12 protein-coding genes are annotated in these 13517 nt (G+C 63.5%); 9 read left to right on the top strand and 3 right to left on the bottom strand.

Annotated features, from left to right (window positions below):
- Positions 1-22: 22 nt before the first annotated feature.
- From FSY45_RS07110 to FSY45_RS07095, 4 genes are all read left to right on the top strand, one after another.
- Complete coding sequence (locus FSY45_RS07110; RefSeq protein ID WP_046460216.1) at positions 23-940, top strand: amidohydrolase family protein; 918 nt, start codon at positions 23-25, stop codon at positions 938-940.
- An 81-nt stretch (positions 941-1021) separates the two neighbouring features.
- The gene (gene ligA, locus FSY45_RS07105; protein ID WP_046460217.1) at positions 1022-1471 is read left to right on the top strand and encodes a protocatechuate 4,5-dioxygenase subunit alpha; all 450 of its coding nucleotides are present in this window, start codon (positions 1022-1024) and stop codon (positions 1469-1471) included.
- A gap of 3 nt (positions 1472-1474) precedes the next feature.
- Positions 1475-2344: a class III extradiol dioxygenase subunit beta gene (locus tag FSY45_RS07100; protein WP_003054198.1), complete on the top strand. Its 870-nt coding sequence runs from the start codon at positions 1475-1477 to the stop codon at positions 2342-2344.
- Between the two features lie 88 nt (positions 2345-2432).
- Positions 2433-3392: a Gfo/Idh/MocA family oxidoreductase gene (locus FSY45_RS07095; RefSeq protein ID WP_003067562.1), complete on the top strand. Its 960-nt coding sequence runs from the start codon at positions 2433-2435 to the stop codon at positions 3390-3392.
- A 139-nt stretch (positions 3393-3531) separates the two neighbouring features.
- Here the strand turns inward: FSY45_RS07095 and FSY45_RS07090 are convergent, their stop codons facing one another.
- Positions 3532-4539 (bottom strand): AraC family transcriptional regulator, encoded by a 1008-nt coding sequence (locus FSY45_RS07090; RefSeq protein ID WP_223305597.1) that lies wholly within the window; start codon positions 4537-4539, stop codon positions 3532-3534.
- Positions 4540-4769: 230 nt separating this feature from the next.
- On the opposite strand from FSY45_RS07090, the gene FSY45_RS07085 reads away from it, so the two are divergent.
- From FSY45_RS07085 to FSY45_RS07070, 4 genes are all read left to right on the top strand, one after another.
- Entirely contained in the window at positions 4770-6230 is a 1461-nt protein-coding gene (locus FSY45_RS07085) for an NAD(P)/FAD-dependent oxidoreductase (RefSeq protein ID WP_046460219.1), read from the top strand.
- A 53-nt stretch (positions 6231-6283) separates the two neighbouring features.
- Positions 6284-7231, top strand: a complete 948-nt coding sequence (locus tag FSY45_RS07080; RefSeq protein ID WP_046460220.1) for an alpha/beta hydrolase — start codon at positions 6284-6286, stop codon at positions 7229-7231.
- A gap of 10 nt (positions 7232-7241) precedes the next feature.
- Positions 7242-8198, top strand: coding sequence for a 3-hydroxyacyl-CoA dehydrogenase (locus tag FSY45_RS07075; protein WP_046460221.1), 957 nt, complete (start codon positions 7242-7244; stop codon positions 8196-8198).
- Positions 8199-8438: 240 nt separating this feature from the next.
- On the top strand, positions 8439-9461 hold the full coding sequence (locus FSY45_RS07070) for an aldo/keto reductase (RefSeq protein ID WP_046460222.1): 1023 nt from the start codon (positions 8439-8441) through the stop codon (positions 9459-9461).
- A gap of 174 nt (positions 9462-9635) precedes the next feature.
- Here the strand turns inward: FSY45_RS07070 and FSY45_RS07065 are convergent, their stop codons facing one another.
- On the bottom strand, positions 9636-10529 hold the full coding sequence (locus FSY45_RS07065; protein ID WP_046460223.1) for a CoA transferase: 894 nt from the start codon (positions 10527-10529) through the stop codon (positions 9636-9638).
- A gap of 541 nt (positions 10530-11070) precedes the next feature.
- On the opposite strand from FSY45_RS07065, the gene ygiD reads away from it, so the two are divergent.
- On the top strand, positions 11071-11997 hold the full coding sequence (ygiD, locus tag FSY45_RS07060) for a 4,5-DOPA dioxygenase extradiol (RefSeq protein ID WP_080944371.1): 927 nt from the start codon (positions 11071-11073) through the stop codon (positions 11995-11997).
- Positions 11998-12187: 190 nt separating this feature from the next.
- On the opposite strand, the gene FSY45_RS07055 is transcribed toward ygiD, so the two are convergent.
- Positions 12188-13384 (bottom strand): amino acid aminotransferase, encoded by a 1197-nt coding sequence (locus tag FSY45_RS07055; protein WP_003067573.1) that lies wholly within the window; start codon positions 13382-13384, stop codon positions 12188-12190.
- Between the last annotated feature and the right edge of the window lie 133 nt (positions 13385-13517).

Here is a 13517-nt window from a genome sequence, read left to right as displayed (position 1 = left end):
TCAAGATAAGGACTGGATTGATATGAGCCAATTTGAAAAAACCCCCGGCTGGCTGGACTGGTATGCCAACCCCAGCAAGCCCCAGTTCAAGCTGCCTGCCGGCGCTGTGGATGCGCACTGCCATGTGTTCGGCCCCGGCAACGAGTTCCCCTTTGCCCCCGAGCGCAAGTACACCCCCTGCGACGCCAGCAAGGCCCAGCTGTATGCGTTGCGCGACCACCTGGGTTTTGCGCGCAATGTGGTGGTGCAGGCCACCTGCCACGGTGCGGACAACCGCGCCATGGTCGATGCCTGCAAGTCCTCGGGCGGCAAGGCCCGTGGCGTGGCCACGGTCAAGCGCTCCATCAGCGATGCCGAACTGCAGGAGCTGCATGACGCCGGCGTGCGCGGCGTGCGCTTCAACTTCGTCAAGCGCCTGGTGGACTTCACGCCCAAGGACGAGCTGATGGAGATCGCCGGCCGCATCGCCAAGCTGGGCTGGCATGTGGTGATTTATTTCGAAGCCGTGGATCTGCCCGAGCTGTGGGACTTCTTCACTGCGCTGCCCACCACCGTGGTGGTCGACCATATGGGCCGTCCCGACGTGACCAAGGGCGTGGACAGCGAAGAGTTCGCGCTGTTCCTGAAGTTCATGCGCGAGCACCAGAACGTGTGGAGCAAGGTTTCCTGCCCCGAGCGCCTGTCCGTCTCCGGCCCCAAGGCGCTTCATGGTGAGCAGAATGCCTACCAGGACGTGGTGCCGTTCGCGCGCCGCGTGGTCGAGGAGTTCCCCGAGCGCGTGCTCTGGGGCACCGACTGGCCGCACCCCAACCTGAAGGACCACATGCCCGACGATGGCCTGCTGGTGGACTTCATTCCTCATATCGCTCCCACCGCGCAGTTGCAGCAAAAGCTGCTGGTGGACAACCCCATGCGTCTGTACTGGCCCGAAGAGGTCTGACGGAGTTCCGGCGACACATACACCCGGAAACAGGCCGCAGCCTTGTCGCATGGGCTGCGCCATCCGTAACGAGGAGAATTTATGGCTTTGGAAAAACCGTATCTGGACGTGCCCGGCACCATCATTTTCGATGCCGAGCAGTCCCGCAAGGGCTACTGGCTCAACCAGTTCTGCATGAGTCTGATGAAGGCCGAGAACCGCGAGCGCTTTCGCGCCGACGAGCGTGCCTATCTCGACGAGTGGGCGATGACCGAGGAGCAGAAGCAGGCCGTGCTGGCGCGCGATCTGAACTGGTGCATGCGCACCGGCGGCAATATCTACTTCCTGGCCAAGATCGGCGCCACTGACGGCAAGAGCTTCCAGCAGATGGCTGGCTCCATGACCGGTATGACCGAAGAAGAGTACCGCGCCATGATGATGGGCGGCGGCCGCTCTGCCGAAGGCAACCGCTATGTGGGCGAGGACGGTGATGCGCAGGCACACCATCAACCCCAGGGCAGCGCAGGCAACCAGAACAAGGAAGGCAACTAAGACATGGCACGCATCACCGCATCCGTTTTCACCTCGCATGTGCCTGCCATCGGCGCCGCCATGGACATGGGCAAGACCCAGGAAGCCTACTGGGCGCCCCTGTTCAAGGGTTATGACTTCTCGCGCCAGTGGATGAAGGACAACAAGCCCGATGTGATCTTCCTGGTCTACAACGACCACGCCACGGCCTTCAGCCTGGACTGCATTCCCACCTTCGCCATCGGCACGGCTGCGGAATTCCAGCCCGCCGACGAAGGCTGGGGCCCGCGTCCCGTGCCTAAGGTGGTCGGCCATCCCGACCTGGCCAGCCACATTGCCCAGTCCGTGATTCAGCAGGACTTCGACCTGACCATCGTCAACAAGATGGATGTGGACCATGGCCTCACGGTGCCGCTGTCGCTGATGTGCGGCGAGCAAGACCCCAAGACCGGCTCCTGGCCCTGCCCGGTGATCCCCTTCGCCGTGAACGTGGTGCAGTATCCCGTGCCCACCGGCCAGCGCTGCTTCAACCTGGGCCGCGCCATCCGCAAGGCCGTGGAGAGCTACGACCAGGACATCAACGTGCATATCTGGGGCACGGGTGGCATGAGCCACCAGCTGCAGGGTGCGCGCGCGGGCCTGATCAACAAGGAATGGGACAACCAGTTCCTGGACCTGCTGGTCGAGAACCCCCACGGTCTGGCGCAGATGCCGCACATCGACTATGTGCGTGAAGCTGGCTCGGAGGGCATCGAGCTGGTGATGTGGCTGATTGCGCGCGGTGCCATGTCCGATGTGGACGGCCCCGCACCGCTGCCCAAGGTGGCGCACCGCTTCTACCATGTGCCCGCATCGAACACCGCAGTGGGCCACCTGATCCTCGAGAATCAGTAAACGTTTCACCACGTTCGCTGCTTCGCGTATTCACTGCCCCCTGTGGGGGGCTTCGCCTCCCTGAGGCGGCTCTACGGAGACCCCAATCATGAGCAAGACCATCAAAGTAGCGCTGGCTGGCGCTGGTGCCTTCGGCATTAAGCACCTTGACGGCATCAAGAACATCGACGGCGTGGAAGTCGTCTCCCTGGTCGGTCGCCGCTTTGACCAGACCAAGGAAGTGGCCGACAAATACGGCATCAAGCATGTGGCAACCGATCTGGCCGAAAGCCTGGCACTGCCCGAAGTCGATGCCGTGATCCTGTGCACGCCCACGCAGATGCACGCCGAGCAGGCCATCGCCTGCATGAAGGCCGGCAAGCACGTGCAGGTCGAGATCCCTCTGGCCGATGCCCTGAAGGACGCGCAGGAAGTGGCCGAGCTGCAAAAGCAGACCGGCCTGGTGGCGATGGTGGGTCATACCCGCCGTTTCAACCCCAGCCACCAGTGGGTGCACAAGAAGATAGCAGCCGGCGAGTTCAACATCCAGCAGATGGATGTGCAGACCTACTTCTTCCGCCGCACCAATATGAATGCGCTGGGCCAGGCCCGCAGCTGGACAGACCACCTGCTGTGGCACCATGCTGCCCACACCGTGGACCTGTTCGCCTACCAGGCCGGCAGCCCCATCGTCAAGGCCAACGCCGTGCAAGGCCCCATCCACAAGGATCTGGGCATCGCCATGGACATGAGCATCCAGCTCAAGGCTGCCAACGGCGCGATCTGCACGCTGAGCCTGTCGTTCAACAACGACGGCCCTCTGGGCACTTTCTTCCGCTACATCGGCGACACCGGCACTTATCTGGCCCGCTACGACGACCTGTACACCGGCAAGGACGAGAAGATCGACGTGTCTCAGGTTGACGTGTCCATGAACGGCATCGAGCTGCAGGACCGCGAATTCTTCGCCGCCATCCGCGAAGGCCGCGAACCCAACTCCAGCGTGCAGCAGGTGTTCAACTGCTACAAGGTCTTGCACGACCTGGAGCAGCAACTGAACGCGGATTGATTGCCTGGCGCATCTCCGCACGAAAGCCCCCGCAGCCTGTGGCTGCGGGGGCTTGTTTCATTGCGCAAAGTCTCTGTCGCGGGAGATCGTGATCAGGCTTTTGCCTGCCCGAATCCAGGCCCTATACCCTATACCGAGGCTATCCCTCCCAGGAGCGATGGCGGAGTTGACGGGGGGATTGGCCAAACCAGCGCTGGCACGCTCGGGTGAGCACGGCCTGGTCTGAATACCCCAGCAGTTGCGCGATATGGCCCAGGCTCAGGTCGGGCTGCGCAAGCAATTGGGCCACCCAGGTCTTGCGCGCGCTATCGCGCAGCTCTTCGAAGGCTGCGCCTTCCGCCTGCAGGCGTCGCTGGAGGGTGCGCGGGTGCTGGCTCAGGGCGCGCGCCACCGAGGGCAGGTCGGCCATGCCCATGCGAACCAGATTGGCCAGCGCGTTGCGCACCTGGTCTGTCACGCCGGTATCTCTGCCTGGCGCTGCTCCCAACAAGAAACGTTCGACAAACTGCTGCAGCAGTCGGTTGTGCCGAGGCATGGGCTGACGCCAGGCCAGAGGGTCGATGGCAATGCCGTCAAAGCTGGAGCGAAAGCGCGGCAACTGACCCAGGTGCCGCCGGTATTGCGCGCTGCTGCCCACGGGGGCATGGCGCAGATGGATGGCCGCAGGGCGCAGTGTGCCTTCGGACAGCACATGGATCAGGCGGCACATATAGGCCACGCAGATTTCCGTACCCTGGGGCATGTGGGCTTGGGAGGGTAGGCGCGAAAGCACTTCCACGCATTCCAGCCCCTCGTCGGGCGCCATGAAGGTTCTGTAGCTCAGGGTGGGGTTGTGGAAGTGGACATACTTGCCGCCCTGCATCATGCCCTCGCGTACGGTGGGCGCGGACTGTATGACCAGTCCCAGCAGGCCCAGGGTTTCGACACCTTGCTGCGCACACAGGCGCAGCCCGAAATCCTGCACGCCCAGCACGCAGGCGGCTTCCTCTATGGCCAGGGCCACGGCGTGGCTGGGCAGGTAGCGCTCGGGGTCGGCCAGATCTTCCGGCACCAGGCCGCAGGCGCGCAGGATGGCGGCGGGGTCGCCGCCCTGTGCGCGCACCAGTTCCTCAAAGCCCGCGAGCGAGGCGGCGCGGACACTGGTCATGACGGCGGAATCAGCGTGTTTGGCTGGCATCGGGGTATGTACTGCATGTCGTTCAACATCAAAATCCTGTCGCGCAAACACAAGTTTTGCCAGAGGGCTAGACCTAGCATGGCTGCGTGACAGACACGATTGACGCAAGTCGGGCCCAGGCTGGAGCTTCACCTCAAGGCCGTGATCCCTGCTCATTCCTGTCGGCTCACGCCCTAGCAGACAAGCAGGAGACACGCGGTATGGCACAGCATTTCGACTTTCTCATCATCGGCGCCGGTATTTCCGGCATTGGTGCGGCCCGTCATCTGCGTGAGCAGTTCGCGGACCGCAGCCTCGCCATCCTCGAAGCCATGGAGGGCTTCGGCGGTACCTGGTGGACGCACCGCTACCCGGGTGCGCGCTCGGACAGCGACCTGTTCACCTATGGCTATGGCTTCAAGCCCTGGACGGGCAATGCCATCGCTACGGCGGACGAGATTCGCCACTACCTGGCCGAGACCATTGAGGAGAACGATCTGGCCCCGCTGATCCGCTACGGCCACAAGGTGCAATCGGCCCGCTGGTCGTCCGAGGACAAGCGCTGGACGCTGGAAGTCACCCACAGTGGCTCGGACGAGGTGCAGACCTTTACCACCGGTTTCCTCTGGGTCTGCGCCGGCTATTACGACCACGGCCAGGGCTATACGCCAGAGTGGCCGACGCTCAAGGACTTCAAGGGCCAGGTCATTCACCCGCAGCACTGGCCGCAGGACCTGGATTACACGGGCAAGCGCATCGTGGTCATAGGCTCGGGTGCCACGGCGGCCACGCTGATTCCCAGCCTGGCGCCGGATGCGGGCCATGTGACCATGCTGCAGCGCTCGCCCACCTTTTTCCTGCCCGCGTCCGAGCATCCGCTGGTGCCGCTGCTCAAGCCTTTGAACTTGCCCGAGGAGTGGTACCACGAGATCATGCGCCGCGCCTTTATCGCGCGCACTGACGAGATCGTGCAAACCTCCAGGCAGTATCCCGAAGCGATGCGCGCCTTCCTGCTTGGCGAGATCCGTTCCCATTTGCCCGAGGGCTTTGACATCGACAAGCACTTCAACCCCGGCTACCGCCCGTGGCAGCAGCGCATTGCCGTGGTGCCCAACGGCGACTTCTTCCAGGCCATGCGAGAGGGCAAGGCCTCGGTGGTGACGGACACCATAGAGAACTTCGACGCCAGCGGCATCCAGCTGAAGGGCGGCGGGCATCTGGACGCCGACATCATCGTTACTGCCACAGGCTTCAATCTCAAGCTTTTCGGCGGCATTGCGTTCAGCGTGGATGGCGCGCCGGTGGATTTTCGCGAGCGCATCTCCTACCGGGGCGTGATGATCGAGGGCGTGCCCAATATGGCCTACACCCAGGGCTACTTCCGCTCCAGCTGGACGCTGCGCTGCGACCTGGTGTGCGACTGGGTGTGCCGCCTGCTTGCCCATATGCACGAGCAAGGCCATGCCGAGGTGCGGCCCACCGTGGCTGCAGCCGATGCCGGCATGCAGCGCCTGTCATGGATAGAGGCCGACAACTTCAACGCTGGCTATGTGCTGCGTGCGCAGGATGCCATGTTCGGCCAGGGCGACCGCCAGCCCTGGAGGCACGACCTGGAGTACGCCGAAGAGCGCGTGGTTCTGTCCTCCGCATCGCTGCAGGACGCTGCCTTGGCCTATCGCTAGGTCCGCCCCCGTATCCGTTCCCTCACTCTTTATAACGACAGGAGACTTCACCCATGGCTCTCGATCCCCATCTGGCCGGCGTCCTGCAGCAACTGGCCGCTGCCAACAGGAAAGCCACCGCAGACGGCACGCCCGAAGAAGGCCGTGCCGGCTATCTGGCGCTGACCCGTGGCTCGCTCACACCGCAGCAGATCGTGCCTGTGGCCAGCGTTCAGGACATCACCGTGCCCGGCGGCGCAGGCCCTGTGGCCGCGCGCATCTATCGGCCCGAAGGCGCCGGGCCTTTTCCCACCGTGGCCTATTTCCACGGCGGAGGCTATGTCATCGGCAACCTGGACACGCATGACAATATGTGCCGCGAGATCTGCCGTGGCGCGCGGGCCGTGGTGGTGTCGGTGGACTACCGGCTTGCCCCCGAGCATCCCTTCCCCGCAGGCATAGAGGACGCCTTCGCCGCCGCCAAATGGGTGGTCGCCAATGCGCATGAGCTGGGGGGCAGCGCCACCGTGGCCGTGGCCGGCGACAGCGCCGGCGGCAACTTCTGCGCCGTGGTGGCGCAGCAGCTGCGCGATGCGGGCATTGCCCTGGCTGCGCAATTCCTCATCTACCCCGCGGTAGACCATGCCGCCGCGGAGTACGCCAGCGCCGAGGAGAACGCCAAGGGCTATTTCCTGGAGGCCGAGACCATGGCCTGGTTCTACAACCATTACGCTGGCACCTGCCCCGATGCGCTGGACCCGCGCCTGGCACCGCTGCAGGCCAAGAGCCTGGCAAACCTGCCGTCCGCTGTGATCGTGAATGCCGAGTTCGATCCGTTGCGTGATCAGGGCGCGGCCTATGCCCAGGCGCTGCGTGCTGCAGGCGGCCAGGCCGAGCTGATTGAAGGTGCAGGCATGATCCATGGCTTCTTCGACATGGGCCGTTGGTCGCCGGGCGCGCAGGCCGTCATCACGCGCAGCATCGAGCGCTTTGCCGCGCTGCTGAAATCGCAAACCCGTTGAGGAGACCAATATGACCCATGTGAATCATTTGACTGTCCTGGGGTCGGGTGTGCTGGGCGGGCAGATCGCCTGGCACAGCGCATTCAGGGGCAAAACCGTTGCCGTCTACGACATCTCGGAAGATGCGCTGGAGCGCTGCCGCACCGCACAGGCGCACTACGCAGCTATCTATCTGACGGAACTCGGTGCGAGCGAGGCCGACATCGAGGCCACGCGCCAGCGCCTGAGCTTTACCACGGACATGGGACGGGCCGTGGCCAAGGCCGATCTGGTCATCGAGGCCGTGCCGGAGATCCCGGATGTCAAGACCAGCGTCTACCAGCAGATGGCGCCGCTGCTTCAGGCCCACACCGTGGTCGCCACCAATTCGTCCACCTTTTTGCCCAGCGATTTCGCGGCTGCCACGGGCCGGCCCGAAAAGTTCTGCGCGCTGCACTACGCCAACTACATCTGGTCGGCCAATGTCGTGGAAATCATGCCGCACGCGGCGACAGCCCGGGCCACGCTGGAGACCGTCACCCGGTTCGGCATCGAGACCGGCATGGTGCCGATTCCGATCGCCACGGAGCACAACGGCTATGTCATCAACACCTGGTTCCCCGCACTGCTCAAGGCGGCCCAGACGCTGGTGACCAACGGCATCGCCACGCCCGAGGATGTTGACCGCACTTTCCTGATCGCCAACCGCGGTGCCCGCATGGGCCCGTTCGGCATGATGGACATTGTGGGCATGAAGACTTGCTACGACGTGTCCTCCTACTGGGGCCGGCTGCAGGGCGATGCGCAGCAACTGGCCAATGCCGAATACGTCAAGACCCAGTTGATGGACAAGGGGCGCACCGGCATGCTGGCGGGCAAGGGCTATTACGACTACCCGAATCCGGCCTATGCGGCGGCGGGGTTTCTGGATGTGCCAGCGTTGTCGCAGCTGTCCGCCATTGTCGATCGCTGTATCTCAAAAGTCTGAGCCCTTGGTGCACAGGTGGCGCATGCGGCCCCGCCTCTGCGCCTGTGCCTGGTGCTGCAGTGAGGCAGTGCCGGGCAGGAGCCTGACGAGCACAGATTTTGATGCGGACATTATTTGGGCTTGGCATCGGCCATACACGAACCGGAAGGCTGCTGCTGGAATAATATTGCTCCAGCTTGTATAGCGGCCTGCGCCCGCGCTTGGTTCGGTTGAAGGCCTTTGGATGCATAAGGAAAGATAATGGAAAACCGCAAAATCGGCCCATTCAGCGTCGCCAATGTCGCGCTGGGCTGCATGAATTTCTGCCATGCCTACGGCAACCCCGTCTCTGCCGCGCAATCGCACGCCGTGCTGCATGCGGCACTGGACGCGGGCGTTACGCTGTTCGACACTGCCGCGCTCTATGGTTTTGGCGCCAGCGAATCGCTGATCGGCCCCGTGCTCAAGCCCCATCGCAACCACATCACCCTGGCCAGCAAATGCGGCATGGCCGGAGTGCGCGGCGAAGACGGCGTGATGCGCCGCGTCATCGACGGTCGCCCCAAAACCCTGCGCCAGAACTGCGAAGACAGTCTCAAGCGCCTGGGCACCGATGTGATCGATCTCTACTATCTGCATCGCTGGGACAGGAACGTGCCCATCGAGGAGTCGGTGGGCGAGATGGCGCGCCTGAAGGAAGAGGGCAAGGTTCGCGCTCTGGGCCTGTCGGAAGTGGGGGCCGATGCGCTGCGCCGCGCGCACAAGGAGCACCCGATTGCCGCGCTGCAAAGCGAATATTCGCTGTGGTCGCGCAATGCGGAGCTGGGCACGCTCGCCGCCTGCAAGGAGCTGGGTATTGCCTATGTGGCTTTCAGTCCCATGGGCCGCGCCTTCTTCAGCGGCAAGCTGCAGCAGGTGGATAACCTGGTCAAGGGCGATATCCGCGCCACCATGCCGCGCTTTGCCGGCGAGGCCTATGCGCAGAACCTGCGCCTGCTGGCGCCCATGCAGGCCGTGGCGGAAAAGGCTGGCTGCACGCTGGCCGAGCTGGCCATCGCCTGGGTGCTGCACCAGGGCGAGCATGTGATCGCCTTGCCCGGCACCACCAGCGTGGAGCATCTGCACGAAGACATTCGCGGTGGCCGCGTCCATCTCGACGCCGAGCTGCTGGCTGAGCTCGATGACATCTTCAAGCCCGAAGCCATTGCCGGCGACCGCTATGCGCTGCAAGGCCAGGGCGAGGTCGATACCGAGAAATACGCCTTTGAAAAACGCCCAGGCTAGTGCCTTTGCGGACGCCCGGTCAGGGGCGGTCTGTGGCGTTGCCTCGCCGGCCGCGCAAATCCTCGCAATAGCACCACTATTGCTGCGGTATCGCGCGCGGGGGGCCGCCCCCTAGCATTCCATCCCGCGAAGGCCTTAGCGCGGAGGGGGAGCGTAAACAGGTTCTGGTTTGCTTCAGGTTTGGGGCAGGGCGTGCAGGGGAATATCCTTCTCCTGCGCCAGCTGCATCAGTTGCGTGCAGCTGCGGGCGGCCAGAAACCGTGCCACGCCCTGATGAATCTCGGGCTTGCGCATATCGGTGGGGTGGCCGAAGGGCAGGTCTGCCGCTTCGCACAGGCGCTGGGCAAAGTGAGGCTCCAGCGCGGCCACGGCCACGATGCCGTCGGCACAGGGATAGATGCGGTAGCCCGCATGGGCGCCACCGACATCGCCTGCGGGCTGGGTCAGGCCCCAGTGCCAGGGCAGGGCCAGCCATTGGGCGGCCTGGGCCAGGCCGACCTCGCGCAGTATGCCGCGCCCGCTGCGGCTGCTGACCAGCACGGCCTGGAGCACGGCTTCGCTGGCCATCAGCGCCCCCGCCATATCGGCAAACAGGCTGGGGGGCAGGGCGGTGCTGCGCACGAGGCCCGCTTCGGCCTGATAGGTGAGATCGTGGCCGGGGACATCGGCCAGCTCGCCTGCGCTGCCGACCACACGTACCAGCGACAGCCCGGGGTAGCGCTGCTGCAGGGCTTCCCAGCCCAGGCCCAGCTTGCTCAGGGCCGATGGACGGAACGAGGTCAGCAGCACATCGGTTTGCGCCAGTTGCGCATGCAGACTGGCCTGGCCTTCGGCGGTCTTGAGATCGGCCTGCAGGGTTTGCACCTTGTCATGCATCTGCGCGTAGGCATCGGGGCAGTAGAGGCCCATGGGGTCGGCGCTGCGGCCTGCGCCGGGGGCCAGAGGCTCGAGCTTGCGGCAATCGGCTCCCATGCCGGCGCAGCGCCACAGTGCGGCGGGGCCGGGCAGGTTCAGAGCCAGGCTGAGTATGCGAATTCCTTGCAGGGGTTGAATGGCGGTGCTGGGCATGAGTGGGAGTCTTCCTTGTCTGGGCTTGTGCAAGCCAGGGTGGCATCAGGATGGCTTGCTTGAAGCGAAGCCCTTGCCTGAGCCTGTTTGACGTGAGTCGTGCTTGTTCAACTGCTGTTGTAGTGCAAGCCAGGCCCTGACCCTGGCACTTTCAGGACAGTCTGTTGCGGTGGCGGTGCTTTCAGGCGCTGTTGCGCTGTGGCAAGCTTGTTCTATCTAAGAACGTGTTTACGATCTCTACGCAGCCGCGTTGGAGCGCAATCGGGATGAGTTCGAAGCGATGGCCCGCCGCTTGCACTGGGGTGCAAGCAAGAGACAGCGCACAGAAATCGCCCGATTTCGCTCCAACCCTCCGGGACAGTGTCTTTGCGGGCAGTCTGCGGCGTTGCGAATCCTCGCAATAGCACGGCTATTGCTGCGGTATCGCGCCTAGCATCCCATCCCGCAAAGCCTCTGTCGCGGCGCGAGGAGATCGTAAACATGTTCTATAAAACGCCCCTAGGGGCGTGTTCGATTGACCGAGATGCGTAGACGTACGCTTTTGTCCCTGGGCGCAGCCTCCATGCTGGCCGCCGGCGGGGGCTGGAAGGCTTTTTCCATGAACTCCACTTCTTCTTCCCTGTTGCCCGAGCAGCTGTTGCAGCAGCTCAAGCCTTCGCCGCGCATGCCGGTGATGTTTCTCGGCCACGGCAGTCCCATGAATGTGATCGAGGACACGCACTGGCGCCAGAGCTGGAAGGCGCTGGGCCAGGAGCTGACGGCCAAAGGCATTGCGCCGCAGCTGATTCTCTGCGTCTCGGCTCACTGGCTAACTGAGTCCGACTGGGCGCTGACCGGCATGGCCCAGCCGCGCACGATTCATGACTTTGGCGGCTTTCCGCAAGAGCTGTTCGACCAGCAATATCCGGCGCCCGGCGCGCCAGAGGTGGCCAGACAGCTGGCGGCCGAGCTGCATTCGCCGCTGGACGGATCGGCCTTGCTGCTGGACCAGAAATGGGGTTTTGACCATGGCACCTGGTCGGTGTTGCTGCCCATGTTTCCCGAGGCCAGCATTCCCGTCATGCAGCTGAGCATGCCCTATGGACTGGCGCCTGAAAAGCATTTCGAGATGGGCCGGCAACTGCGTGCGCTGCGCGACCGCGGCGTGCTGATCGTGGGCAGCGGCAATATCGTGCACAACCTGCGCGCCATGCAGCGCGGTGCCAGCGACAACCAGGCCTATGACTGGACGATCCAGTTCGACACCGAAGTGCAGCAGCGGCTGGACAGCGGCAATCTGGCGGATCTGAGCACCTTCCTGGACTGGGGTCCGCAGGCCCGTCTGGCCCATCCTACGCACGACCACTATCTGCCCCTGCTGTATGCGGCAGGTGCCGTGCAGGAGGGCGAAGCGCCGCGCGTGTTCAACACGGCCTACCAGTATGCGGCGCTGTCCATGCGCTCGGCCATCTGGGGGCTGAACGCCTGATCAGGACTTTGATAGCTTACTACGCTTGATTCAAAAGGTTTTCAGATGATTTCCTTCCTGAAAACAATATGAGAAGAGCGCTGGCAGCTATCAACTAATAGGTGGGCACTGAAGCAGGCATAAAAAAAGAGCAACGGACTTTTAATCCGTTGCTCTTTGGTTTTCAGGGACCAGGCCCTGAATCGTGAGCTTAGATCACGGCGGCGATGGCCTTGCAGACATAGTCGATGTTCTTGCTGTTCAGCGCAGCCACGCACATGCGACCGGTGTCGGTGCCGTACACGCCGAACTCGGAGCGCAGGCGCACCATCTGGTCCTTGGACAGGCCGGAGTACGAGAACATGCCGATCTGGGTGGTGATGAAGGACATGTCCTGGGTCACGCCGGCAGCCTTCAGGCCGTCGACCAGCTTCTGGCGCATGGCCTTGATGCGCACGCGCATCTCGCCCAGCTCCTTTTCCCACAGAGCGTGCAGCTCGGGGTTGTTCAGCACGGCTGCCACGACGGCGCCGCCATGTGTGGGAGGGTTGGAGTAGTTGGTGCGGATGACGATCTTCAGCTGCGACAGCACGCGAGCGGCTTCTTCCTTGTCGGAGGCCACCACGGACAGGGCGCCCACGCGCTCGCCATACAGGCTGAAGCTCTTGGAGAAGGAGGTCGAGACAAAGATGTTCAGGCCGGCAGCCACGAACTTGCCGATCACGGCGCCGTCTTCGGCGATGCCGTGGCCAAAGCCCTGGTAGGCCATGTCCAGGAAGGCGACCAGGCCCTTGGCCTTGACGACGGCGATCACTTCATCCCACTGAGCGGCGGTGATGTCGTAGCCGGTGGGGTTGTGGCAGCAGGCGTGCAGCACGACCACGGTGCCGGCAGCGGCAGCGTTCAGGTCGGCCAGCATGCCGGCGAAGTCGATGGAGCGGGTGGCTGCATCGTAGTAAGCGTAGGTGCCGACTTCAAAACCAGCGTTGGTGAAGATGGCCTTGTGGTTTTCCCAGCTGGGGTTGGAGATCAGGACCTTGGCGTTGGGGTTGAGCTTCTTGAGGAAGTCGGCGCCGATCTTCAGGCCGCCGGTGCCGCCGATGGCCTGCACGGTAGCAACGCGGCCGGACTTGACCACGTCGGACTCGGCACCGAACACCAGGGCCTTGACGCCGTTGTCATAGGCGGCAATACCGTCGATGGGCAGATAGCCGCGGGCGGTGGGCTTTTCCATCATGGCCTTCTCGGCGGCCTGCACGCACTCCAGCAGGGGCAGCTTGCCGTTGTCGTCGAAGTACACGCCCACGCCCAGGTTCACTTTGTTGGGGTTGGAGTCAGCGTTGAATTGCTCGTTCAGACCCAGGATGGGGTCGCGGGGGGCCATTTCGACGGCGGTAAACAGAGACATGAAAAAATCCTTGAGGGATGGAAATAAGTCAGGTCACCCCCAGCTACTGCTCCGAGCGCGTTAGACGGGCAGGGCATTGCCCGGTGCTCGAAAAAACGCATCAGCCTAGGTTAGGCTTGAGGGTTGGGCTGCC

Origin of the sequence: Comamonas sp. Z1 (genome assembly GCF_008121555.1) — a bacterium.
Lineage (GTDB): Bacteria > Pseudomonadota > Gammaproteobacteria > Burkholderiales > Burkholderiaceae_C > Comamonas > Comamonas thiooxydans.
This window is presented reverse-complemented; position numbering and strand designations above follow the sequence as displayed.